Source organism: Klebsiella sp. 141240 (genome assembly GCF_050600805.1).
GTDB classification, from domain to species: domain Bacteria; phylum Pseudomonadota; class Gammaproteobacteria; order Enterobacterales; family Enterobacteriaceae; genus Klebsiella; species Klebsiella aerogenes.
The window spans coordinates 208,103-231,646 of sequence record NZ_JAQIRK010000005.1; the positions used below are offsets into that span (position 1 = coordinate 208,103).

Below are 23,544 nucleotides of genomic sequence, written 5' to 3' on the forward strand. Positions count from 1 at the left end.
AGAAAAGAAATTACCCGCAGACGCAGTTTGTTATGGCGTGTTCTATGCTTGATAAGAGGTTCTCCACAAAGAGAGAACCACCAACAACGAGGGCGCGCTAATGGCTACGATTGATTCCATGAACAGGGACACCACCCGGTTAAGCGATGGACCCGACTGGACTTTTGAACTGCTGGAAACCTATCTCGCCGAGGTCGATCGGGTGGCGAAACTGTATCGTCTCGATACCTATCCGCATCAAATCGAGGTGATCACCTCCGAACAGATGATGGACGCCTATTCCAGCGTCGGGATGCCGATCAATTATCCGCACTGGTCGTTCGGCAAAAAATTTATCGAAACCGAGCAGGCGTATAAACACGGCCAGCAAGGTCTGGCCTATGAGATAGTCATTAACTCCAACCCTTGTATCGCTTATTTAATGGAGGAGAACACGATTACCATGCAGGCGCTGGTGATGGCGCACGCCTGTTATGGGCATAACTCCTTCTTTAAAAACAACTATCTGTTCCGCAGTTGGACCGATGCCAGCTCAATCATCGACTACCTTATATTCGCGCGTAAATACATTACCGAATGTGAAGAGCGCTACGGCGTCGATGAAGTCGAAAAATTGCTCGACTCCTGCCATGCGCTAATGAACTACGGTGTCGACCGCTACAAACGCCCGCAGAAAATATCGCTGCAGGAGGAGAAGGCGCGACAGAAAAGCCGCGAAGAGTATCTGCAAAGCCAGGTGAACATGCTGTGGCGCACCCTGCCAAAACGGGAAGAGGAAAAAGCCATCGAGGCAAGCCGCCGCTATCCTTCCGAACCGCAGGAGAACCTGCTGTACTTTATGGAGAAGAACGCGCCGCTGCTTGAGTCGTGGCAGCGCGAGATCCTGCGTATCGTTCGTAAAGTCAGCCAGTATTTTTATCCGCAAAAGCAGACTCAGGTTATGAACGAGGGCTGGGCGACGTTCTGGCACTACACCATCCTCAATCATCTGTATGATGAAGGAAAAGTGACTGAGCGCTTTATGCTGGAGTTCCTGCACAGCCACACCAACGTGGTGTTCCAGCCGCCCTACAACAGCCCGTGGTACAGCGGGATCAACCCCTACGCGCTGGGTTTCGCCATGTTCCAGGATATTAAACGTATCTGCCAGTCGCCTACGGAAGAGGATCGCTACTGGTTCCCGGATATCGCCGGCTCCGATTGGCTGGAGACGCTGCATTTCGCCATGCGCGATTTTAAAGATGAGAGCTTTATCAGCCAGTTCTTGTCGCCGAAGGTGATGCGCGATTTCCGCTTATTCACGGTACTCGATGACGACCACAACAATTACCTGGAAATTTCCGCCATTCATAATGAGGAAGGTTATCGGGAAATTCGTTCTAAGCTGTCGGCGCAGTACAACCTCAGCAACCTCGAGCCGAATATTCAGGTCTGGAACGTTGACCTGCGCGGCGATCGTTCGCTGACGCTGCGCTATGTGCCGCATAACCGCGTGCCGCTGGATAAGAGCCGCCGCGAAGTGCTCAAACACGTTCACCGCCTGTGGGGCTTTGACGTGATCCTTGAACAACAGAATGCCGATGGCAGCGTTGAGCTTTTGGATCGCACGCCGCCGCGGCAGAACGCGCTGTAAGGCTGAAAAAAATGCCCGGATTATCCGGGCATTTTTATATTATGGGCCGTGCTTAGCGCATATTGATGGCTAAATCGCCGGGCAGCGTTTTTTGCATCCGGTGCCAGATCTCGCCGCTGTTGTGACCATAGGCACGGACGATTTCGTACACTTTATCGTGCTGACTCTCTTCACACACTTTCGCCAACTGGTGATAGAAGCCCAGCGCCAGGCTCCGCGCTTCCGGGTTAGCAAAATAGTGACGGCCGATGCGGGTATATAGCCCCTTCATGCCGTTGAGGATCAGACCGTAGATCGGGTTGCCGGAGGCAAACGCCAGACCACGGAAGATGTTGTAGTCCAGTTCGGCGAAAGCATCGGCATGATCTTCAACTTCACGCGCGGTAGCCAGTACCTCCAGCGCTTTGTCCGGGTGCTGGCGGAAGGCGGTACGAATAAAAATCGTTGAGATATTGGTACGCACCGACAGCAAGTTATCAATCAGCTGCGGCACGCTATCGTGGTCGAGGCGCGCCAGCGTCTCAAGGATATTCAGTCCGGAGGTTTCCCAGAAGTTGTTCACTTTCGTCGGTTTACCGTGCTGGATAGTCAACCAGCCATCACGGGCCAGACGTTGCAACACTTCGCGCAGAGTGGTTCGGGTCACACCAATCAGTTCAGAAAGTTCACGTTCAGCAGGGAGAATGGATCCAGGCGGGAAACGGTTATTCCAGATACTTTCAATGATGTACTCTTCCGCGAAACCCGCAGGGCTTTGCGCCTTAATGACCATAGTAAGATTTCCATTACACAGCGTTGCAATTTGCACTCATCATACCAGAGCAGCCATACGCCAGATAGCATCTGAAAGTAATTAAAAGGGGATCGCCGTTTCATTTTCAGCTTTTGCTTAACGCCTTCCATTACCTGTAATGCGCCGCGAAGAAAGTTGCTTCCCTTTTTGCTCAACTGGTAATCTTGCAATAGTTACGCATAAAATCATATTGTTTGACGGAAGGACCTCTGTCGTGGAAATGTCTTATGGCCGCGCCCTGTGGCGCAATTTTCTTGGCCAGTCGCCAGACTGGTACAAGCTTCTCCTGATTATCTTCCTGGTGGTTAACCCGCTGGCGTTTTATCTTCAACCGTTTGTTGCCGGTTGGCTGTTAGTGGTGGAGTTTATCTTTACCCTGGCGATGGCGCTCAAATGCTACCCTCTTCTACCAGGCGGCCTGCTGGCGATAGAAGCGGTGGTGATCGGTATGACCAGCCCCGAACATATTCGCGAAGAAATAGCCAATAATCTCGAAGTCCTGCTGCTGCTGATGTTTATGGTGGCCGGGATCTATTTCATGAAGCAGCTCTTGCTGTTTATTTTTACCCGCCTTTTGCTGGGGATCCGCAGCAAGATGCTGCTGTCGCTGGCCTTCTGCGTTGCCGCCGCGTTTCTCTCCGCCTTCCTCGACGCGCTCACCGTCGTGGCGGTAGTCATTAGCGTGGCGGTCGGTTTCTATGGTATCTATCATCGCGTCGCCTCCGCGCGCCCTGATGATAACGACATGCTTGATGACAGCCATATCGATCAGCATTACCGCGACGTGCTCGAACAGTTCCGCAGCTTTTTACGCAGCCTGATGATGCACGCCGGCGTCGGTACCGCGCTCGGCGGCGTGATGACCATGGTCGGCGAGCCGCAGAACCTGATTATCGCCAAAGCCGCCGGCTGGCACTTCGGCGAATTTTTCATTCGCATGTCGCCGGTCACGCTGCCGGTACTGGCATGCGGCCTGTTGACCTGCCTGCTGCTGGAAAAATTCCGCCTGTTTGGCTACGGCGAGCCGCTGCCAGTCCCGGTACGCAAAGTCCTGCAGGATTTCGACGACCGTAGCCGCCAAAGCCGCAGCCGCCAGGATCGGATGCGCCTTATCGCTCAAGGGATCATCGGCGTGTGGCTGATTACCGCCCTCGCCCTGCATCTGGCGGAAGTTGGCCTGATTGGCCTCTCTGTCATTGTGCTGGCAACCACCTTCTCCGGTGTGACCGACGAACACGCCATCGGTAAAGCCTTTACCGAAGCGCTGCCATTTACCGCTCTGCTGACGGTCTTTTTTGCCATTGTGGCGGTGATTATCGATCAGCATCTGTTTGCCCCAGTGATTGAGTTCGTCCTGCAGGCATCGCCGCATGCCCAGCTATCGCTGTTCTATCTGTTTAACGGCCTGCTGTCGTCAATCTCCGATAACGTCTTTGTCGGTTCGGTGTATATCAACGAAGCAAAAGCGGCGCTGGAACATGGCGTTATCAGCCTGCAGCAGTTTGAAATGCTGGCGGTCGCCATTAACACTGGTACCAACCTGCCTTCCGTCGCCACCCCCAACGGCCAGGCCGCGTTTCTGTTCCTGTTGACCTCGGCGCTGGCGCCGCTGATCCGCCTCTCTTATGGCAGAATGGTGTGGATGGCGCTGCCTTATACCATCGTGCTAACGCTGGTCGGCCTGCTGTGCGTCGAAACCCTGTTAATGCCGGCCACCCAGTGGATGCTCAGCCACGGCTGGTTGACCACGCCGATACTGCCGTAATTGCCCGGCCCGTTACCCGGGTTCGCCCGGGTAACGAATATTCATTTACGTAATATTTTCCGACTAGCGGATGGCGTCGCGGTAGTTTTCGTTTACACTGCCATGATTTAGCATGTTCCAGGGAAATGATTATGTTGCAATACTTAAACCAGTGCTCAAGGGGACGCGGCGCCTGGCTCTTGATGGCGTTAACCGCTTTTATACTTGAATTAGTGGCGCTGTGGTTCCAGCACGTGATGCTGCTGCAGCCCTGCGTGTTGTGTATTTATGAACGCTGCGCCCTGTTTGGCATCATGGGCGCCGGTCTGGTGGGCGCTATCGCGCCGAAAACCCCGCTGCGCTACGTCGCGCTGCTGATCTGGCTGTACAGCGCCCTGCGCGGTCTGCAGCTAGCATGGGAGCACACCATGATTCAGCTGCATCCTTCCCCGTTCCAGACCTGCGATTTCGCTGCGCGTTTCCCGACGTGGCTGCCGCTGGATAAATGGTTGCCGCAGGTATTCGTCGCCACCGGCGACTGTTCCGTGCGCCAGTGGGAATTCCTGACGCTGGAAATGCCGCAGTGGCTGGTAGGCATCTTTGCCGCTTATCTGGTTATCGGACTGCTGGTGTTGATCGCTCAGCCATTTAAAGCTAAAAAACGCGATCTTTTCGGCCGTTAAGTGACCCGGCCAAATGGTAAACGCTCCTCCGGGGGCGTTTTTTTATGCCAGTAAGTTGACGACGCCCCTTTAAAGTTGCATATTAAATACATCTTATTTGCATCCACTAAGGAGCTCACCATGTCTCATCTGCGAATCCCAGCTAACTGGAAAGTTAAACGCTCCACTCCGTTCTTCACTAAAGAAAATGTTCCGGCGGCTCTGCTCACCCATCACAATACTGCCGCTAACGTTTTCGGCCAGCTGTGCGTTATGGAAGGAACGGTAACCTACTACGGTTTTCATGACGAGCAGGCTACCGAGCCGGAGGTGAAAGTCGTCATTAACGCCGGGCAGTTCGCCACCAGCCCGCCGCAATATTGGCATCGTATCGAGCTCAGCGATGATGCCCAGTTCAACATTAACTTCTGGGTTGAAGATGAAGCCCACGGCGAAGACGGCCTGTTCCACGCAAAGAAAAGCTAATCCCCTGATGCGCAAGCGGTTGATCATCGACATCCGGATGTTTAAAGTCGTTACCCGAAAGGCTCGTCTTTCTTGAGTCTGAAATGGGATAAGTCACCATGAGCATAGTCTGGTATATGACGCTAATCTGCATTGTCGTGGCGTATTTAATGATGAGTTTCCTGCCCATCTGATCGCCGCAAGCAGCCATCGCGCCGGGGAGACCTGGCAGCTCGTCAACGCCCCCTCAGCCCGGCCATCGCGCCGGGTCTATTTTTATCTACATCTGCTTTACAAATATTCCTAAAGTTCCCCGCCCCCGCGCCGATGATGAAATGCCAAACGCACCTGGTGATGATGACTTAAATGTGGGGTTTCCGATGAGTAGAAACGGCTGGCGTTCTCTTAGTGTTGTTATTTTTCCATGCGCTTTATTGTGGGCAGGAATTATCTGGCTGGCATTGAGAATGATGGGATATTAATGCGAATAAAGAACCGGGCCGCGCAGGCAGGGAATGCCCGGTTCAGTGTTTTGACGCGTTTACTGCGCCCAGTCTGGTTTGTTTAAAATATGGTCCTGCCAGTCGACGACGGTAGACTCTTTAACCGCAATATGGCGCACGGAAATACGTTCGCCGTGCATCGCCACTTTTGAGCCGGTCAGCAGCGGATGCCAGTGCGGCAGCGCTTTACCTTCCGCCAGCAGGCGATAGGCGCAGGTGTGAGGCAGCCATTCGAAGGTCGGCAGATTATCACGCGTGAGTTTGATGCAGTCCGGTTCGTACTCGAAGCGACGCTCGTAGTTACGGCACTGGCAGGTTTTAATGTTGAGCTGACGGCAGGCGACGTTGGTGAAGTAAATCTCGTCGGTATCTTCATCCATTAGCTTATGCAGGCAGCACTGTCCGCAGCCGTCGCACAGTGATTCCCACTCCGCGTCGGTCATTTCATCCAGTGTTTTTTGTTGCCAGAAAGGTTGTTCGCTCATTGGGATGTCCGTCATTACAATTCAGGGTGCACCTTATAACCAGTCTGGCACGACGATGCAAGTTTTGCCGCCCCAAAAGGCGGCAAGCGGACGTTACAGCACGCGGGTGGATAACGTCAAACCATTGAAGCCGACTTCCAGCTCATCTCCGCTGGCGAGCGGCCCGACCCCGTCCGGAGTCCCGGTCAGAATGATATCGCCCGCTTTCAGCGTAAAGAAGCGCGACATATAGGCAATCAGCGGTACGATCTTATGAATCATATCGGCGGTCGTCCCCTGCTGGCGAACTTCACCATTAATCTTCAGGCTTAGCGGCGTATTTTGTGGATCGCCGCTGAACTCGGCAGCAGGGATAAAACCAGAGATCGGACAAGCGTTATCGAATCCCTTGGCTTTCTCCCACGGTTGTCCGGCCTTTTTCATCTTGCCCTGAATATCACGTAGGGTGAGATCCAACGCCACGCCATAACCGGCAATCGCCTTACGCACGTGATCTTCGCTGGCCTGGCGCAGCGTACTGCCGATCAGCACCGCCAGTTCAACCTCATGGTGCACCGATCCCAATCCTTCAGGCAGTACCAACGGCTGGCGGATATCACATAGCGCCGTTTCAGGTTTAATAAACAGCACCGGTTCCTCCGGCATCGCGCTGCCCATTTCCTTAATATGTTTTGCGTAATTACTGCCAACGCAAACCACTTTGCTCACTGGATAATCCAGTAACTCACCCTGCCAGTTATGATGTTGGTACATTATTTTCCCTCAATGGGTTAATCGGATTTATTCCCCTGTTCCGCGAGGTGTTTCTTAAGTAAATTCTCAGGAGGGGGAGGAAGTTGAAGGTAATAGCCCTGATCGACGAGCGCTTGTTTTACTTTCTCGAGGTCAGCGTTAGCCAGCGTCTTGCGCCCGTCGAGCGGCAATAGCATGGTCATCTGCGGGGTGCCGAAGCTTGCCATTAGTTCCGGCGGGACGCGCGAGAAATCGTCCTTTTTTTCGACATATAAATAGGTTTGTTCACGTTTAGTACTTCGATAGATCACACAAAACATAGATTTACTCGGAATTAGACCCGTGGTCACTTGCCTCAATATATGAGTGACTATAACATGCCTTTTAGTCTTCGGAATATCACCGCACTTCGGCGGATGATAAACAGCAAATTGAGTAAGGCCAGGATGTCAAATACGCCAATCGAACTTAAGGGCAGTAGCTTCACCTTATCTGTCGTTCATTTGCACGATGCAAATCCCGAGGTTATTCGTCAGGCGTTAGAAGACAAAATCGCCCAGGCTCCCGCTTTTTTACGTCATGCGCCGGTGGTGGTCAACATCAGCAGTATTGAAGAGAGCGTCGACTGGCGCCCGATGCATGAAGCTATCGTCGCCACCGGTTTACGCATCATGGGCGTGAGCGGGTGTAAAATTTCCCGCCTGAAAACGGAAATCGACCGCGCCGGGATCCCGCTACTGACGGAAGGAAAAGAGAAAATCGTTCGTCAGGCGCCGCCGCCGGAACCCGTCGCACCGCCACCAGTTGCTACGCCGATCACAAAAACGCGTTTGATTGATCTGCCGGTACGTTCCGGTCAGCGCATTTATGCGCCACACTGTGATCTAATTGTTACAAACCATGTGAGTGCCGGCGCGGAACTTATCGCTGATGGTAACATCCATGTGTATGGCATGATGCGGGGACGTGCGCTGGCTGGCGCAAGCGGCGACAGAGATGCCCAAATATTTTGTACTAACCTCGCGGCGGAACTGGTGTCCATCGCAGGGGAATATTGGCTGAGCGATAACATCCCAGCTGAATTTTATGGCAAAGCGGCGCGCCTGCGTTTAGGCGACGGCGCTTTGACAATTCAACCGTTCAATTAATCCCTTTTTAACAAGGAATTTCTATGGCACGCATTATTGTTGTGACTTCGGGTAAAGGGGGCGTTGGTAAGACCACCTCCAGCGCGGCCATCGCTACTGGTTTGGCCCAGAAGGGAAAGAAAACTGTCGTTATCGACTTCGATATCGGCCTGCGTAACCTCGACCTGATTATGGGATGCGAGCGTCGGGTGGTTTATGACTTCGTCAACGTTATCCAGGGCGATGCCACTCTCAATCAGGCGCTAATCAAAGATAAGCGTACTGAAAATCTCTATATCCTTCCGGCTTCTCAGACCCGTGATAAAGACGCGCTGACCCGCGAAGGCGTAGATAAAGTTCTTGAAGAACTGAAAAAGATGGATTTCGATTTTATTGTCTGCGACTCCCCTGCGGGCATCGAAACCGGCGCGCTGATGGCGCTGTACTTCGCTGACGAAGCCATCATCACCACTAACCCGGAAGTCTCCTCCGTGCGCGACTCCGACCGTATCCTTGGCATTCTGGCCTCCAAATCCCGCCGCGCGGAAAATGGCGACGAGCCGATCAAAGAGCACCTGCTGCTGACGCGCTACAACCCAGGCCGCGTGAACAAAGGCGACATGCTGAGCATGGAAGACGTGCTGGAAATTCTGCGCATCAATCTGGTGGGCGTGATTCCGGAAGATCAGTCCGTGCTGCGCGCATCGAACCAGGGCGAGCCAGTCATTCTGGATACCGTTTCAGATGCGGGTAAAGCCTATGCGGATACTGTGGATCGTCTGCTCGGAGAAGAACGTCCTTTCCGCTTCATAGAAGAAGAGAAGAAAGGTTTCCTCAAACGCCTGTTCGGAGGATAAATTATGGCATTACTCGACTTTTTTCTCTCGCGAAAAAAGAACACGGCTAACATTGCGAAAGAACGCCTGCAAATCATCGTCGCGGAGCGCCGCCGCGGCGACGCGGAGCCACATTACCTGCCGCAGCTGCGCAAAGATATCCTGGAGGTCATCTGTAAATACGTACAGATAGATCCTGAGATGGTCAGCGTACAGCTGGAACAGCGCGATGGTGATATTTCGATTCTCGAGCTGAACGTGACCCTGCCAGAAGCTGAAGAGTCGAAACCCTGACCCTGTTGTCTTATTAACGGCATCTCGCCGTAGGATTAAAAAAACCGGCCACGCCACGCGCGGCCGGTTTTTTATGGCCTGAATAGCGCCCGGCGCTAGCGAGGATAGTCGTTGAGCAGCGCTTTCAGACGATCGGCCATCAATTCACCACGCCAGCCTGAAACCAGCTCTGGCTCGCCGTTTTTCGTTTTCAGCTGCCAGTGCCAGTTCAGCAGTTGGTTGATCTGGCGGCGCGACGCCAGCAGTTCGGCGCTCACCCCCTTCTCGGCGCTCACTTCCTGTACCAGCGCTTTAATATCTTTAAAGGCTTTGCGGTACCCCGGCATATCGATCAGGTTTTGCAGCGGCTCAGGCAGCGCCGATTCCGGCAAGGCCTGCGCTTTCTCAACCAGGCTAATCAGCGTCTTACCATGGAAGCGAATTTCGCTCCCGGATAAACCGAGGCTATCAAGTTCGCCGAGGCTGGTCGGCATATAGCGCGCCACGCTCCATAGATGCTCTTCGCGTACCACAAAGTTCACCGCCAGGTTACGCTCGCGCGCTTTGCGCAGACGCCACTCCGCCAGCAACTGCAGGCAGCCCAGCTGACGCGTACGCAGTTGCCAGGCGTTACCGATTTCCCGCCACGCATCCGCCGGGTCAAGGACTTCCTGACGGCGCTGCTGCATCAGGTGGCACTCGTTCAACGCGGCCGGCAGCCAGCCCGCGTGGTCGGTTTCCGCCATTAATTTGCTGGCTATCGGCAACAGATACCAGACATCGGCGGCCGCATATTCGCACTGACGCTCGGTCAACGGACGGGCCAGCCAATCGGTGCGTGATTCGCTTTTGTCCAGCGCAACGCCGGAATACTCTTCAACCATTGAAGCGAAGCCCCACGACATCGGGCGCCCGCAGAAGGCGGCCAGAATCTGGGTGTCGATAAGCGGCTGCGGCATCAGGTTGAACGCGTTGAGGAAGACTTCTAAATCTTCGCTGCCCGCATGCAGGTATTTGGTGACATCCTGGTTGAGCAGCAGCTCGCGCATCGGCGCCCAGTCGTTGATGGTCAACGGATCGATCAGAGAAACCTGTTTGCCGTCGAACAGCTGCAGCAAACCAAGCTGCGGGTAGTAGGTGCGGGTGCGAACAAACTCGGTATCCAGCGCAACCGCGGGTGCCGTGCTTGCCGCTTCACAGATAGCGCGCAGGCCATCGTCGGTGGTGATCATCTGATAGTTCAAATCATACTCTCTTAACTTGCGCCCATAAAAAACGCCGGCTTAGCCGGCGCGAGATTAATGACAAACCTCATGCAATCGTTGGGCTTGCAGATTGCACCAGACAAATAACAAGGAAAATCAATTTATTGATTTTCGGCTGATAACCACAAAGAAGGAAAAACCACGCTTTTTCCTTCTTTGTCAGTAATCTTGACGCCGGCTTCGCCGGCGCCTGGCGACTCACTCGTTACTTAGCCTTTATTGTCTACTTTAGCACGGGCTTCGTCACGCAGTTCTCGTCGTAAAATTTTTCCGACGTTGGATTTCGGTAGCTCGTCACGGAACTCCACCAGCTTCGGTACTTTGTAGCCGGTCAAATGGCGACGGCAGAAAGTAATCAGCGCTTCTTCGGTTAACGCGGCATCTTTCTTCACCACGAAAATTTTTACCGCTTCGCCGCTACTGCCGGACGGTACGCCGACGGCGGCCACTTCCTGTACGCCGGCGTGCTGCATCACAACATCTTCGATTTCATTCGGATAGACGTTAAAACCGGAAACCAGAATCATGTCTTTTTTGCGATCGACGATGCGCAGGAAGCCTTCATCATCCATCACCGCGATATCGCCGGTATGGAGCCAGCCATCTTTAATGATTTCATCGGTGGCATCCGGACGCTGCCAGTAGCCCAGCATCACCTGCGGCCCTTTGATGCAAAGCTCGCCCGGCTCACCCGGCGCGACTTCATTATCGTCATCATCGACCAGCTTAGCTTCGGTCGAGGGCACCGGCAGGCCGATGCTTCCGCTGTGGTAGTCGATATCATGCGGGTTGACGCTCACCAGCGGCGAGCACTCCGTCAGGCCGTAGCCCTCCAGCAGATACTGACCCGTCAGTTTCACCCAGCGCTCCGCTACCACCTGCTGCACCGGCATGCCGCCGCCGGCGGAAAGATGCAGCGAAGAGAAATCAAGCTGCTGGAATTCTTTATTGTTCAAGAGCGCGTTAAACAAGGTATTCACCCCGGTCATCGCGGTGAAGGGATATTTTGCCAGCTCTTTTACCAGGCCCGGAATGTCGCGCGGATTGGTAATCAGCAGGTTCTGCCCGCCGAGTTCGATAAACAGCAGGCAGTTCATGGTCAAGGCGAAGATGTGGTACAGCGGCAGCGCGGTCACTACCAGCTCTTTACCACGGTGCAGTAGCGGACCGTAGGTCGCATTCACCTGTTCAAGGTTAGCCAGCATATTGCGGTGGGTCAGCATCGCCCCTTTCGCCACGCCGGTGGTACCGCCGGTGTACTGCAGGAAGGCAAGATCGTCCGCGACGATTTCCGGCTTCACGTACTGCATACGGTAGCCATGCTGCAGGGCGCTACGAAATGAGATGGCGTCCGGTAGATGATATTTCGGCACCAGCCGCTTAATGTACTTCACCACAAAGTTGACCAACGTCCCTTTAGCGGTAGAGAGCTGGTCGCCCATCCGCGTCAGGATGACGTGTTTTACCTGGGTTTTATCGACTACTTTCTCCAGGGTATGTGCGAAGTTGGAAACGATCACAATCGCCGCCGCGCCGCTGTCATTGAGCTGGTGCTCCAGTTCGCGCGGGGTATACAGCGGGTTAACGTTGACGGCAATCATTCCGGCACGCAGGATCCCAAACAGCGCCACCGGATATTGCAGCAGGTTAGGCATCATCAGCGCGACGCGATCGCCCTTCTGTAGCCCTAATCCTTGCTGGAGATAAGCGGCGAAAGCGCGGCTGCGCTCTTCCAGCTTACGGTAGGTCATCACCTCGCCCATGTTGATAAATGCCGGCTGATCGGCATAACGGGTAGTGGCGTGCTCAAACAATTCAACCAGGGATTGATAGCGGTCAGGATTTATCTCCGCCGGAACATCGGCGGGATAACGGTTTAGCCAAACCTTTTTCACTGCTTCACCTCTGAAATAGTTATTCGTCGTCATCACAGCCCCTGATCAACAAACATTTTGTTAACATTATATTAACTCAGCGTACCAGTTTATTAATTAGGCGTTTTTCAGGTTGCGAAGCGCGTCACTATTTATTTTTCTTATGAGACTAAAAAACACGAAACAGCGGGCTAGCCGCTGTTTCTATTCCATTATAAAAACAACAAAATCATTCCGTTACGACGTTTCTGACCTCAGCCGGGCCCGGGTTATACCAACCCCAGCCGCCGTATCCGTAGCCCCATGGGCGCGGGCCGAGCATCCACGGGTCAATGGGCTGCGGCGGCATCACCACCTGCTGCACCACGTTCCAGCGTTTATAGCCGGTGGCATTCATCAACATGAATTTATACGGCGTTGCGCCAACTTTACCGTCGACAACGCCGCTAATCGGCCCAACCACGGTTACCAGCTGGCCGCGGAAATCGACCGGGTCAAGGAAACCGCTCACGTCGGCGAGGATACGGCCGCGTGAAGGTTCGCCCAGTTCCGGCCGCGCGCCGCTATCCAGCGGTACGGTGGCAATTTCTAAGCGGGTTTTCCCCTGCTGATTCTGCACGTTGACGACCTTACCGCCAAAACGCGCTTCCTGGCCGATATACAGCTGCGGCGCGTTCATCACCCGCACTAAATCCTGCTGCGGCGTCGGGCTGGTGCCTTTAATAACATCCGGCACCGACACGCAACCGCTTAGCGCAACGGCAACCGCCGCGGCTAACAGCCAACGGACGCCCTGTTTTTGACCCGCCATGATGCGACTCCTTCTCTCAGTCTTCTCTCTACTGAGATTCACTCGCGGCCAGGAAGTTTCTTCCACGCCACTTCGTTTCGCAAATAAACTGGTTCCGCATGCTCAACGGCCACGGTTTTTCCTGCCGCCAGCAGATGAATGGCCAGCGGCAGCATATCTTCAGCCGCCGGCAGTTCAATCTCGCCGCTGCTTAAAATCAGCCCGCTCTCTTTCGCCAGATCCGGCCACGCCTGCCAGCCAGTGCCGACGGTAGCCCATTCGCCAGAAAGCAGCGCCAGGCGTTCGGCAACCGCAGCCGGTTTGAGAACCGCTTCAGTTTCTTCACCGTGCCAGACGCCATTTTCGTCGCGCTGATACTCAGCCCAGTACACTTCTCCCATACGCGCGTCGATGGCTGCCAGCACGCGAGTAGCGCCGGTTTTGCGCCACGCGCCCTGCGCCATCGTCGCCAGCGTAGAAACGCCGATCATCGGCAGCTCAGCGCCCAGCGCCAGTCCTTGCGCAATGCCGATACCAATACGTACGCCGGTAAAGCTGCCCGGACCGCGGCCAAAGGCCAGCGCGTCAAGTTCATTCAGCGTAGTGCCGCTTTCAGTGAGGACCTCCTGCACCAGAGGCAGGATACGTTGGGTGTGTTCGCGGGGACAAATTTCAAAATGGGCGCTCAGGGCGCCATCATTCCACAGCGCCGCGGAGCACGCCTCCGTGGCGGTATCAATAGCCAAAATTCGCATGGGTGGTCACGCTCTCGTTACATAATCCAGGTTTTAGGGCGGTAAATTCATCGGCTGACGGAGTCACCGCTGCCGCACCGCCCGAAATCCATTGGGGATAGCTGATTAACAAAATGGCGCGCAGCTTACCACATTTTGCGACGGATTACCTTGCCGGCGGCACGGCGAGAAAGCGTACCGCCCGGCGGATATCACGGGTCCGCGGCGCGGGTGGCAGGCTGGCCAGGAACACGGCGCCATAGGGGCGCATCACCAGCCGGTTGTCACAGATAACCAGAACGCCGCGATCGTCAATATCGCGGATCAGGCGACCCACGCCTTGTTTGAGGGAAATGACGGCATCCGGCAACTGAACTTCATCGAACGGGTCGCCGCCGCGCAGGCGGCAATCTTCCATTCGCGCTTTGAGCAGCGGATCGTCCGGCGAGGTAAAAGGCAGCTTATCGATAATCACCAGCGACAGCACGTCACCGCGCACGTCAACTCCTTCCCAGAAGCTACTAGTCGCCACTAATAGCGCATTGCCGGCGCTAACAAACTGCTGCAGCAGTTGGCCTTTGCTGGTCTCTCCCTGCAGCAGTACCGGCAGCGTCATGGTGGCGCGGAACTGCTCAGCCAGATCGCGCATCATGGCATGCGAGGTGCAGAGCATGAAGCAGCGTCCATCGTTGGCCTCAATCAAGGGTTTCAACATTGCCGCCAGATGACGGGCAGCGCCAGGCTGATTCGGTAGCGGTAGGTTACGCGGTACGCAGAGCAGCGCCTGATGCTGATAATCAAATGGGCTGGGCAACAGCAGCGTCTGCGCGTCATCAATGCCGAGACGAGCGGTAAAGTGGTGGAGATCGTCATTCACCGACAGCGTCGCCGAGGTAAAGATCCAGCTCCCCGATTTTTGCGCCATTACCTCTTTAAACTTCTCTGCCACCGTTAACGGCGTCAAGGCGAGGGTAAAATGACGCGACGTGCATTCATACCAGTAGCTATAGCCAGGCTGATTGATCTCCTTGAGCCGCTTCAGGCGGCCACGGTAGAGCGTCGCGCGCTCAAAGGCGGCGTCGAGCAGCGCCGAACGGCCAAGGGAGAGTTTGGCAACGTCGTAACACAGTTCAAGCGCGTCATCGAGCAGCAGCAGCGCGCGCTGAATGTGGCTATCCGCCAGCAGTTCGCGCAAGTTGCCGCGATAGCCCGGATCGCCCAACTGCAGCCGAAAATCCTGCGCGCTTTGCGCCAGACGATCGGCGCATTTTTGCAGCTGTTGGGTATCTTTCAGTTCGGTACGGTAGGCAATGGTAATGTCTTTGGCCAAATCCAGCAGCTGGCGGCTGGAGAGCGACTGGCCAAAATACTGGCTGGCGATATCCGGCAACTGATGGGCTTCATCGAAGATCATCACTTCCGCTTCGGGGATCAGTTCGGCAAAGCCGCTCTCTTTTACCACCATATCGGCAAGAAACAGGTGATGGTTGACCACCACCACGTCAGCATCCATCGCCTTCTTACGCGCTTTAACCACAAAACAATCTTTGTATAACGGGCAGTCGCTGCCGAGACAGTTATCGTTGGTGCTGGTGACCAGCGGCCAGGCCTGAGAATCTTCGGCGACGCTGGCGCAGGTGCTGATATCGCCATCCTGCGTCTGATTAGACCAGGAGCGCAGAAGAATAACGTCACTTAACGTTTGTACCGGCAGATCGCCGCCCGCCAGCGCCTGCTGCTCAAGGCGTTCAAGGCACAGGTAGTTTGAGCGCCCTTTTAACAACGCCAGTTTGCCAGTGAATTTAAGCGCTTTAGCAACGGTCGGTAGATCGCGGCTGTAGAGCTGATCCTGCAGCGCTTTCGAACCCGTGGAGATGATCACCTTTTTCTTCGCACGCAGCGCGGGCGCCAGATACGCGTAGGTTTTACCGGTGCCGGTCCCTGCTTCCACCACCAGCGGCCGGGAGGCTTCAATGGCCTCACTCACCGCTACCGCCATCTGGCGCTGCGGCTCGCGCGGCTTAAATCCCGGTATCGCCATGGCCAGCTGGCCGTCTGCTGCAAAATCGTCGATCACGTTGCCCCCTGGTTATTTGGACAGTGATTATGTCAGGGAGGACGGCGTTTCGCCAGCCCGGGTAGTGACGCGGACGGAACATTATGGCAGTCTTGCCGCAGCCAAATGGATAGAACAACGAGGAAAGATAAATGACAATTACGCGTATTGATGCCGAAGCCCGCTGGTCTGATGTGGTCATTCACAACCAAACCATTTACTACACCGGGGTGCCGGAAAACCTCGACGCCGACGCGTTTGAACAGACCGCCAACACCCTGGCGCAAATTGACGCGGTGCTGGAAAAACAGGGCAGCAATAAGTCACGTATTCTTGATGCCACCATTTTCCTGGCCAATAAAGATGATTTTGCGGCGATGAATAAAGCCTGGGACGCCTGGGTGGTTGCCGGTCACGCGCCGGTGCGCTGTACCGTACAGGCGACCCTGATGAAGCCGCAGTATAAAGTTGAGATTAAAATCATCGCCGCGGCGTAGTTACTCGTCTTCTTCGTCATCTTCGAAGCGCGCTACTATCCGGTCGCCGGTATGCGTGGCGCGCAGTTCATCGGCCACCAGGGCGATTGCCTGGCCGCTGCTCATCCCCTGCGCCATCAATTCCTGAATACGTTCGACCGCTTTTTGCTGTTGCTCATGGCTCAGCGAAGGTAAACCTGCAAACATCACTCACTCCTGCTACATTGTGGGGCGTAATTATTTCACGCCGTCCGCCATTTCGCCAGTGGGCGGCACATTAGGATCGAGGTTAATGTTGTCCCCCGCTATTATTACCCTGCCCTGGCGTGCGGATGCCGCCGAACGCTATTTCGCGCCGTTAAGCGCGATGCCGTGGGCGATGCTGCTGCACTCCGGCTTTGCCGACCATCCGTATAGCCGTTTCGATATTATCGTCGCCGAACCGCGCGCGACGCTGGTTACCCGCGGCGAGCAAACCTGGGTCAACGACGGTGAAGGCGAATTTGTCTCGCAGGACGATCCGCTGCAGCTGCTGCAACAGCAGTTGGATCGCTGTCAGTTAACGCCGCAGGCCGATGAAAACCTGCCGTTTCTCGGCGGCGCGTTGGGGTTATTCGGCTACGATCTTGGCCGCCGCTTTGAACGTCTTCCCGCGCAAGCGCAGGCTGATATAGCCCTGCCGGAGATGGCGGTCGGCATTTATGACTGGGCGCTGATCGTCGATCATCAACGCCAGCAGGTATCGCTACTGAGCTACGACGATCCGCAACAGCGCCTGCAGTGGCTGGAATCGCAAACGCGCCAGCCGGCTGAATCTTTCTCCCTGACCTCCAGTTGGCAATCAAATATGAGCCGCCAGCAGTACGGCGAAAAATTCCGCCAGGTGCAGGTGTATCTGCGCAGCGGCGACTGTTATCAGGTCAACCTGGCGCAGCGTTTCCAGGCCCGCTATCGCGGCGACGAATGGCAGGCATTTTGTAAGCTTAATGCCGTTAACCGCGCGCCGTTCAGCGCCTTCATTCGCCTGGCGGAAGGGGCGATTTTAAGCCTGTCTCCGGAGCGATTTATTCAATTGTATCAGGGCGACATCCAGACGCGCCCCATTAAAGGCACGCTGCCGCGACTCGATTCTCCGCAAGAAGATGCGCGCCAGGCGGTAACGCTTGCCCACTCACCGAAAGATCGCGCAGAAAACCTGATGATTGTCGATCTGATGCGCAATGATATCGGCCGCGTCGCCGTGCCGGGCAGCGTGCGCGTACCGGAACTGTTTGTGGTTGAACCTTTCCCGGCGGTGCATCACCTGGTGAGCACCATCACCGCACGATTGCCTGCTACGCTTGATGCCAGCGATCTGCTGCGCGCGGCCTTCCCTGGCGGCTCCATTACCGGCGCGCCAAAAGTTCGCGCTATGGAGATTATCGATGAACTTGAACCGCAGCGACGCAACGCATGGTGCGGCAGCATTGGTTATCTCAGCCTGTGCGGCAATATGGATACCAGTATTACTATCCGTACGATCACCGCCTGGCAGGGTCAGCTTTACTGTTCCGCGGGCGGCGGTATCGTGGCGGACAGCGAAGAGGCAGCGGAATATCAGGAAACTTTTGATAAAGTTAACCGTATTCTGCATCAACTGGAGAGCTAGAACATGGCGGCTAACGCCCTCGACCTGGACGACTTTCTTTCCCGTTTTCAGCTGCTGCGCCCACAGCCCTCGCCGCAGTCGCTGAACCAGCGCCAGGCGGCGGTACTGGTGCCGATTGTCCGTCGCCCGCAGCCGGGACTGTTGCTGACCCAGCGTTCGCCGCTGCTGCGCAAGCACGCGGGCCAGGTCGCCTTCCCCGGCGGCGCAGTTGATAACACCGACGCAACGTTAATCGCCGCCGCGCTGCGCGAGGCGCAGGAAGAAGTGGCGATCCCGCCGGAAGCCGTTGAAGTGATCGGCGTGCTGCCGCCGGTCGACAGCGTCACCGGCTTTCAGGTGACGCCGGTTGTCGGCATAATCCCCCCGAACCTGCACTATCATGCCAGTCAGGACGAGGTGTCTGCGGTGTTTGAAATGCCGCTTGAAGAAGCGCTGCGCCTGGGTCGCTACCACCCGTTGGACATCCATCGGCGCGGTAATTCACATCGCGTCTGGCTATCGTGGTACCAACATTATTTTGTCTGGGGAATGACCGCCGGCATTATTCGCGAGCTGGCGCTGCAAATCGGCACCCGTCCTTAGCTATAATAAGTAATGAGAAGCCGCTCGCACTATTAGTAAAACCAAGGTTATCCATTAGTTTAATTCATGTGAATAGTTAAGCTGACAACCCGGTTCCCTCTTACACTATGCGCAGTTATTACATCGTTACCGCAACCGCGGTAACCCTGTCAGGAGTGTTATCGTGATTAGTATATTCGACATGTTCAAGGTGGGGATTGGTCCCTCATCTTCCCATACTGTAGGGCCGATGAAGGCCGGTAAACAGTTCGTCGATGACCTGGTCGAAAAGGGATTGCTTAATGAAGTGACGCGCGTCGCCGTTGACGTCTATGGGTCGCTTTCATTAACCGGCAAAGGCCACCACACGGACATCGCCATTATCATGGGGCTGGCGGGCAATCTGCCTGCAACGGTCGATATTGACGCGATCCCGGCATTTATCCGCGACGTAGAAACCCGCGGCCGTCTGCTGCTGGCAAACGGGCAACACGAAGTCGACTTCCCGGCGGATGACGGCATGCGTTTTCGTAGCGACAACCTGCCGCTGCACGAAAACGGCATGACTATCCATGCGTGGGCCGGCGAGAAAGAAATTTACAGCAAGACTTACTATTCAATCGGCGGCGGTTTTATCGTCGACGAAGAGCATTTCGGCAAAGAAGACACGAGCGAACTGCAGGTTCCGTATCCGTTTAAATCGGCGCAGGAAATGCTGGGCTACTGCAAAGAAACCGGTCTGTCGCTCTCCGGCATGGTGATGCAAAACGAACTGGCGCTGCACAGCAAGCAAGAGATCGAAGCCTATTTCGAAAACGTCTGGCAAACCATGCGCGCCTGTATCGATCGCGGCATGAACACCGAAGGCGTGCTGCCGGGGCCGCTGCGCGTGCCGCGACGCGCTTCGGCGCTGCGTCGTCTGCTGGTCGCCAGCGATAAACTGTCTAACGACCCGATGAATGTTGTCGACTGGGTGAACATGTTCGCGCTGGCGGTCAATGAAGAGAACGCCGCAGGCGGCCGCGTCGTTACCGCGCCGACCAACGGCGCCTGTGGTATCGTTCCGGCAGTGCTCGCCTACTACGATCACTTTATCGAGTCCGTCAGCCCGGATATCTATATTCGCTACTTTATGGCCTCCGGCGCGATTGGCGCGCTGTACAAGATGAACGCGTCCATTTCCGGCGCCGAAGTCGGCTGTCAGGGCGAAGTCGGCGTGGCCTGTTCAATGGCGGCGGCGGGGCTGGCTGAACTGCTCGGCGCCAGCCCGGAGCAAGTTTGCGTGGCGGCGGAGATCGGCATGGAACATAACCTCGGCCTGACCTGCGACCCGGTCGCCGGCCAGGTTCAGGTGCCGTGCATCGAGCGAAACGCTATCGCCTCCGTGAAGGCGATTAACGCCGCGCGTATGGCGATGCGCCGCACCAGCGAACCGCGCGTCTCTCTCGATAAAGTTATCGAGACCATGTACGAAACGGGTAAAGACATGAACGCCAAATATCGCGAAACCTCTCGCGGCGGCCTGGCGATCAAAGTCCAGTGTGACTAAAACACGTCTGTGAAATGCGCCCTTTCCGGGCGCATTTTTCTTTTTCTCCCACCAACTTATCTTACCCACTACACTTGCTTTAAGCCGGCTGTTACTCTTATTCCTCTATTTAGCCGACAGGGCGCCTCGCATGCAAAATGCACAGAAGGTCATTTCGACGTACCGCCGCAAGCGCATTCTGGTGTGCCTGGCCGTTGCATTTCTGACGCTTGCCGTCACCCTGACAATCCGATTTATTTCACAGCGTAGCCAAAATCAACAGCGCATCCAGACGGTGACCCGCAATATGGTGATCGCGATGGACAATATCCTGCAGCCGCTGGCGGCAAAACACGCTACCCTGCTGAGTATGGTCGGCAAACCCTGTCAGGATGTGCATCTTGAGCTGCGTAAAACCGCGGCCACTCTGCAGACCGTACGCTCAATCATCCTTGTTCAGTCCGGGATGGCCTACTGCTCCAGCATTTTTGGCCCGCGCCATGTGGCCATTCATCAGCTACAGCCCACGCTGCCGACGGTAAAGCCGCTGCTGGCCTTTTCAACCGATAACTCGCTGCTCAAAGGCACGCCGGTACTGATCCAGTGGTATCCCTCCACCGTGAGCGGCGCCGACGGCGCGTTGTTAATTATCAATATCGAGCTGCTTGGCGAATTGATTCTCAAAGAAAAATCATCGCTCATAAGCGACATCAGCCTCACGGTCGGCAACAAGAGTTTTCTCAGCGATGTCGGCGTCGTCGAAAGTCATCAGTTGCCGGGTCTGCCGATAATTTACCGGCAAAGTTCCAGCCAGTTCCCCTTTACCATCAACATCAGCGGCCCAGGAGCCTCCGCGGTGGCCTTAGAAGAGCTGCCCGCTGAATTACCGCTGGCGCTGATGTTCAGCCTGTTGATGACCGGTATCGCCTGGCTGACGACCGCAGGACGAATGACTTTCTCGCGCGAAATAACCCTGGGTATCGCCGCCCACGAGTTCGAGGTATGGTGCCAGCCGCTGCAGGATTTACGTACTCAGGAATGTTGCGGCGTGGAAATTTTGCTGCGCTGGAACAATCCGCGCCGCGGAAATATCTCGCCGGATGTTTTTATCCCTATTGCTGAAGGCTACAACCTGATAGTCCCCCTCACCCGCTACGTCATCGCTGAAACCGCCCGTCGGCTGCATTATTTCCCGCAGGATGCCAATTTTCATATTGGTATTAACGTGGCGGCGCGTCATTTCAGCAACGGCGAGCTGCTGCGCGATCTGCACACCTATTGGTTCAGCGCTAATCCGGTACAGCAGTTGGTGGTCGAGCTGACTGAACGCGATGTCCTGCGTGAGGGCGATCATCACATGGCGGAGCACCTGCATTTTAAAGGCGTCCAGCTGGCCATTGATGACTTCGGCACCGGCAACAGTTCTTTGTCCTGGCTGGAAAAACTCCGCCCGGATGTACTGAAAATTGATAAATCTTATACCGGCGCCATTGGTATTGACGGCGTCAACGCGACGGTGACCGATATGATTATCGCCCTGGCGCACCGGCTCAAAATCGTCACCATTGCCGAAGGGGTGGAAACTCAGGAGCAGAAGATTTACATGCGCAGCCACGGCGTGGATTTACTACAGGGATATTATTATGCCCGCCCGTTACCGGTAGAGGATTTTCCGCGCTGGCTGGCGGAAGAGAAGCACCGTCTGGCGGCGACTGGGAGTAAAAAACAACCCGCCGGCCAGGTTTAGCCCGGCGGGTTCGGCATTACTCTTCTTCGTCGTTATCGTGGACGGTTTTAATAACCCGTACCAGATCGACGCGGTAATCATTCGCTTCAACGATGGTGAACTGCAGCGGCGGCAGTTCGACAACATCGCCTACCCGCGGGATATGACCGTTCGCGGAGATAACCAACCCGGCAACGGTCGCGATATCATCGTCTTCGTTGACCAGGTCGTCCAGCCCCAGCGCCTGCTGTAGCGCATGGAGGTCGGTTGAACCTTTGATGAGCCAACCCTCGCCATCCAGCACAATTTCCGGCGTTTCATCGGCATCCGGGAACTCACCGGCGATCGCTTCCAGGACGTCCAGCGGCGTCACCAGCCCCTGCACCACGCCAAATTCGTTGGTGACGATGACAAAGCTACCGCGCGCCCGGCGCAGCACGCCCAGCAGGTTGATCGGGTCCAGCGTTTCCGGCACCACAATCGCCGGAGAAGCGGAAGCCATTGCGGCAACGTTCTCGCCCGCTTCCAGCGCCACCAGCATCTCTTTGGCGCGTACGATACCGATGATTTCATCAAGCTCGCCGCGGCAAACCGGGAACATGCTGTGCGGAGACGAAAGCAGTTGGCGACGAATTTCTTCTTCGCTCTGCTCAGCATCCACCCAGCTAATTTCGCCTCGCGGGGTCATGATGCTGCGCAATGAGCGCTGCGCCAGGGTCAGCACGCCGTTAATCATATAGCGTTCTTCTTCAGCAAACGCGCCTTCCGGCACCGGCACTGCCGCCGGGCTATCGCTATCGTGCGCGACAGCCGCCTGTTTGCGACCGCCCATCAGGCGCAGAATCGCATCAGCGGTACGCGCGCGCAGCGGCAACGTCGACTGGTGGCGGATAAAGTTACGCCGCGCCACCTGGTTAAAGAATTCAATGGTAATCGAGAAGCCGATTGCCGCGTACAGGTAGCCCTTCGGAATATGGAAGCCAAAGCCTTCAGCCACCAGACTCAGACCAATCATCAGCAGGAAGCTCAGACACAGCACGACAACCGTCGGATGTTGGTTCACGAAGCGGGTTAACGGCTTCGAGGCCAGCAGCATCAGGATCATCGCAATAACGACCGCAGCCATCATCACCGGCAAATGGTTCACCATGCCGACGGCGGTAATCACCGCATCAAGCGAGAAGACGGCATCCAGCACCACAATTTGTAGCACGACGACCCAGAAGCTGGCATAGCCTTTGCCGTGACCGGCATCATGCTGGCGGTTTTCCAGTCGTTCATGAAGCTCTGTCGTCGCCTTGAATAGCAGGAAGATACCGCCGACCAGCATGATCAGATCGCGCCCGGAGAACGAAAAATCGCCTATGCTTATCAAAGGCTTGGTCAACGTGACCATCCACGAGATAACCGAGAGCAGCCCCAGACGCATAATCAGCGCCAGCGACAGGCCGATGATACGCGCCTTATCACGCTGTTTTGGCGGCAGTTTATCGGCAAGAATCGCTATAAAGACCAGGTTATCGATACCCAGGACAATTTCGAGGACTACCAGCGTCAGCAGGCCAGCCCAGATGGTGGGATCCATTAAGAATTCCATGAGCGGCTCCCGTTAACGACAGCGGTAGTCATCGCG

The 23,544-nt window shown here is 55.6% G+C and carries 23 protein-coding genes; 12 read left to right on the forward strand and 11 right to left on the reverse strand.

What is annotated here, in order from left to right; all coding sequences use genetic code 11:
- The first annotated feature begins 100 nt into the window (after nucleotides 1-100).
- Nucleotides 101-1,633 carry a SpoVR family protein gene (locus PGQ95_RS11830; RefSeq protein ID WP_015705842.1) on the forward strand — a complete coding sequence of 511 codons (1,533 nt, stop codon included), beginning with the start codon at nucleotides 101-103 and terminating at the stop codon, nucleotides 1,631-1,633.
- 52 nt (nucleotides 1,634-1,685) lie between these two features.
- Here PGQ95_RS11830 and fadR read toward each other — a convergent pair whose 3' ends face one another.
- Nucleotides 1,686-2,405: a fatty acid metabolism transcriptional regulator FadR gene (gene fadR, locus PGQ95_RS11835; protein WP_045390428.1), complete on the reverse strand. Its 720-nt coding sequence runs from the start codon at nucleotides 2,403-2,405 to the stop codon at nucleotides 1,686-1,688.
- Nucleotides 2,406-2,640: 235 nt separating this feature from the next.
- On the opposite strand from fadR, the gene nhaB reads away from it, so the two are divergent.
- The 3 genes from nhaB (at nucleotide 2,641) to PGQ95_RS11850 (ending at nucleotide 5,318) form a co-directional block, all read left to right on the forward strand.
- A complete protein-coding gene (nhaB, locus tag PGQ95_RS11840) occupies nucleotides 2,641-4,191 on the forward strand; it encodes a sodium/proton antiporter NhaB (protein WP_430918209.1) in 1,551 nt (516 codons plus the stop codon).
- A gap of 131 nt (nucleotides 4,192-4,322) precedes the next feature.
- Nucleotides 4,323-4,853 carry a disulfide bond formation protein DsbB gene (dsbB, locus tag PGQ95_RS11845; RefSeq protein WP_015705844.1) on the forward strand — a complete coding sequence of 177 codons (531 nt, stop codon included), beginning with the start codon at nucleotides 4,323-4,325 and terminating at the stop codon, nucleotides 4,851-4,853.
- Nucleotides 4,854-4,973: 120 nt separating this feature from the next.
- Complete coding sequence (locus PGQ95_RS11850; protein WP_087860627.1) at nucleotides 4,974-5,318, forward strand: DUF1971 domain-containing protein; 345 nt, start codon at nucleotides 4,974-4,976, stop codon at nucleotides 5,316-5,318.
- 520 nt (nucleotides 5,319-5,838) lie between these two features.
- On the opposite strand, the gene PGQ95_RS11855 is transcribed toward PGQ95_RS11850, so the two are convergent.
- The 3 genes from PGQ95_RS11855 to PGQ95_RS11865 form a co-directional block, all read right to left on the reverse strand.
- Complete coding sequence (locus PGQ95_RS11855; RefSeq protein ID WP_015366058.1) at nucleotides 5,839-6,285, reverse strand: YcgN family cysteine cluster protein; 447 nt, start codon at nucleotides 6,283-6,285, stop codon at nucleotides 5,839-5,841.
- Between the two features lie 93 nt (nucleotides 6,286-6,378).
- Entirely contained in the window at nucleotides 6,379-7,038 is a 660-nt protein-coding gene (locus PGQ95_RS11860) for a fumarylacetoacetate hydrolase family protein (RefSeq protein ID WP_087860576.1), read from the reverse strand.
- 17 nt (nucleotides 7,039-7,055) lie between these two features.
- The gene (locus PGQ95_RS11865) at nucleotides 7,056-7,337 is read right to left on the reverse strand and encodes a YcgL domain-containing protein (RefSeq protein WP_026612271.1); all 282 of its coding nucleotides are present in this window, start codon (nucleotides 7,335-7,337) and stop codon (nucleotides 7,056-7,058) included.
- Between the two features lie 126 nt (nucleotides 7,338-7,463).
- Between PGQ95_RS11865 and minC the strand changes: the two genes are divergently transcribed.
- Genes minC through minE form a run of 3 tightly spaced genes read left to right on the forward strand, consistent with a single transcriptional unit; the run spans nucleotide 7,464 to nucleotide 9,274 of the window.
- Nucleotides 7,464-8,165, forward strand: coding sequence for a septum site-determining protein MinC (gene minC, locus PGQ95_RS11870; protein WP_087860575.1), 702 nt, complete (start codon nucleotides 7,464-7,466; stop codon nucleotides 8,163-8,165).
- A 23-nt stretch (nucleotides 8,166-8,188) separates the two neighbouring features.
- A complete protein-coding gene (gene minD / locus PGQ95_RS11875) occupies nucleotides 8,189-9,001 on the forward strand; it encodes a septum site-determining protein MinD (RefSeq protein ID WP_015366054.1) in 813 nt (270 codons plus the stop codon).
- Between the two features lie 3 nt (nucleotides 9,002-9,004).
- Entirely contained in the window at nucleotides 9,005-9,274 is a 270-nt protein-coding gene (gene minE / locus PGQ95_RS11880) for a cell division topological specificity factor MinE (protein ID WP_015366053.1), read from the forward strand.
- A gap of 95 nt (nucleotides 9,275-9,369) precedes the next feature.
- On the opposite strand, the gene rnd is transcribed toward minE, so the two are convergent.
- From rnd to PGQ95_RS11905, 5 genes are all read right to left on the reverse strand, one after another.
- Nucleotides 9,370-10,485: a ribonuclease D gene (rnd, locus tag PGQ95_RS11885; RefSeq protein ID WP_162750170.1), complete on the reverse strand. Its 1,116-nt coding sequence runs from the start codon at nucleotides 10,483-10,485 to the stop codon at nucleotides 9,370-9,372.
- A gap of 242 nt (nucleotides 10,486-10,727) precedes the next feature.
- Nucleotides 10,728-12,413 carry a long-chain-fatty-acid--CoA ligase FadD gene (fadD, locus tag PGQ95_RS11890; protein ID WP_087860573.1) on the reverse strand — a complete coding sequence of 562 codons (1,686 nt, stop codon included), beginning with the start codon at nucleotides 12,411-12,413 and terminating at the stop codon, nucleotides 10,728-10,730.
- 208 nt (nucleotides 12,414-12,621) lie between these two features.
- Nucleotides 12,622-13,203, reverse strand: coding sequence for a Slp family lipoprotein (locus PGQ95_RS11895; protein WP_045390409.1), 582 nt, complete (start codon nucleotides 13,201-13,203; stop codon nucleotides 12,622-12,624).
- A 38-nt stretch (nucleotides 13,204-13,241) separates the two neighbouring features.
- A complete protein-coding gene (gene tsaB, locus PGQ95_RS11900) occupies nucleotides 13,242-13,937 on the reverse strand; it encodes a tRNA (adenosine(37)-N6)-threonylcarbamoyltransferase complex dimerization subunit type 1 TsaB (protein ID WP_087860572.1) in 696 nt (231 codons plus the stop codon).
- A 145-nt stretch (nucleotides 13,938-14,082) separates the two neighbouring features.
- On the reverse strand, nucleotides 14,083-15,993 hold the full coding sequence (locus PGQ95_RS11905; protein WP_430918211.1) for an ATP-dependent DNA helicase: 1,911 nt from the start codon (nucleotides 15,991-15,993) through the stop codon (nucleotides 14,083-14,085).
- A 131-nt stretch (nucleotides 15,994-16,124) separates the two neighbouring features.
- Here PGQ95_RS11905 and PGQ95_RS11910 point away from each other — a divergent pair, with 131 nt between their 5' ends.
- Nucleotides 16,125-16,469, forward strand: a complete 345-nt coding sequence (locus PGQ95_RS11910) for a RidA family protein (protein ID WP_015366047.1) — start codon at nucleotides 16,125-16,127, stop codon at nucleotides 16,467-16,469.
- Here PGQ95_RS11910 and PGQ95_RS11915 read toward each other — a convergent pair whose 3' ends face one another.
- On the reverse strand, nucleotides 16,470-16,655 hold the full coding sequence (locus tag PGQ95_RS11915; protein WP_045376054.1) for a YoaH family protein: 186 nt from the start codon (nucleotides 16,653-16,655) through the stop codon (nucleotides 16,470-16,472).
- An 85-nt stretch (nucleotides 16,656-16,740) separates the two neighbouring features.
- Here PGQ95_RS11915 and pabB point away from each other — a divergent pair, with 85 nt between their 5' ends.
- The 4 genes from pabB to PGQ95_RS11935 all read left to right on the forward strand — a co-directional run bounded on the left by pabB (nucleotide 16,741) and on the right by PGQ95_RS11935 (nucleotide 21,932).
- On the forward strand, nucleotides 16,741-18,096 hold the full coding sequence (gene pabB, locus PGQ95_RS11920; protein WP_430918213.1) for an aminodeoxychorismate synthase component 1: 1,356 nt from the start codon (nucleotides 16,741-16,743) through the stop codon (nucleotides 18,094-18,096).
- Between the two features lie 3 nt (nucleotides 18,097-18,099).
- Nucleotides 18,100-18,678 (forward strand): CoA pyrophosphatase, encoded by a 579-nt coding sequence (locus PGQ95_RS11925; protein ID WP_087860569.1) that lies wholly within the window; start codon nucleotides 18,100-18,102, stop codon nucleotides 18,676-18,678.
- A gap of 163 nt (nucleotides 18,679-18,841) precedes the next feature.
- A complete protein-coding gene (gene sdaA, locus PGQ95_RS11930; RefSeq protein ID WP_329502732.1) occupies nucleotides 18,842-20,206 on the forward strand; it encodes an L-serine ammonia-lyase in 1,365 nt (454 codons plus the stop codon).
- A 130-nt stretch (nucleotides 20,207-20,336) separates the two neighbouring features.
- On the forward strand, nucleotides 20,337-21,932 hold the full coding sequence (locus PGQ95_RS11935; protein ID WP_308958432.1) for an EAL domain-containing protein: 1,596 nt from the start codon (nucleotides 20,337-20,339) through the stop codon (nucleotides 21,930-21,932).
- A 16-nt stretch (nucleotides 21,933-21,948) separates the two neighbouring features.
- On the opposite strand, the gene yoaE is transcribed toward PGQ95_RS11935, so the two are convergent.
- Nucleotides 21,949-23,508 carry a CNNM family cation transport protein YoaE gene (gene yoaE, locus PGQ95_RS11940; protein WP_045390395.1) on the reverse strand — a complete coding sequence of 520 codons (1,560 nt, stop codon included), beginning with the start codon at nucleotides 23,506-23,508 and terminating at the stop codon, nucleotides 21,949-21,951.
- Between the last annotated feature and the right edge of the window lie 36 nt (nucleotides 23,509-23,544).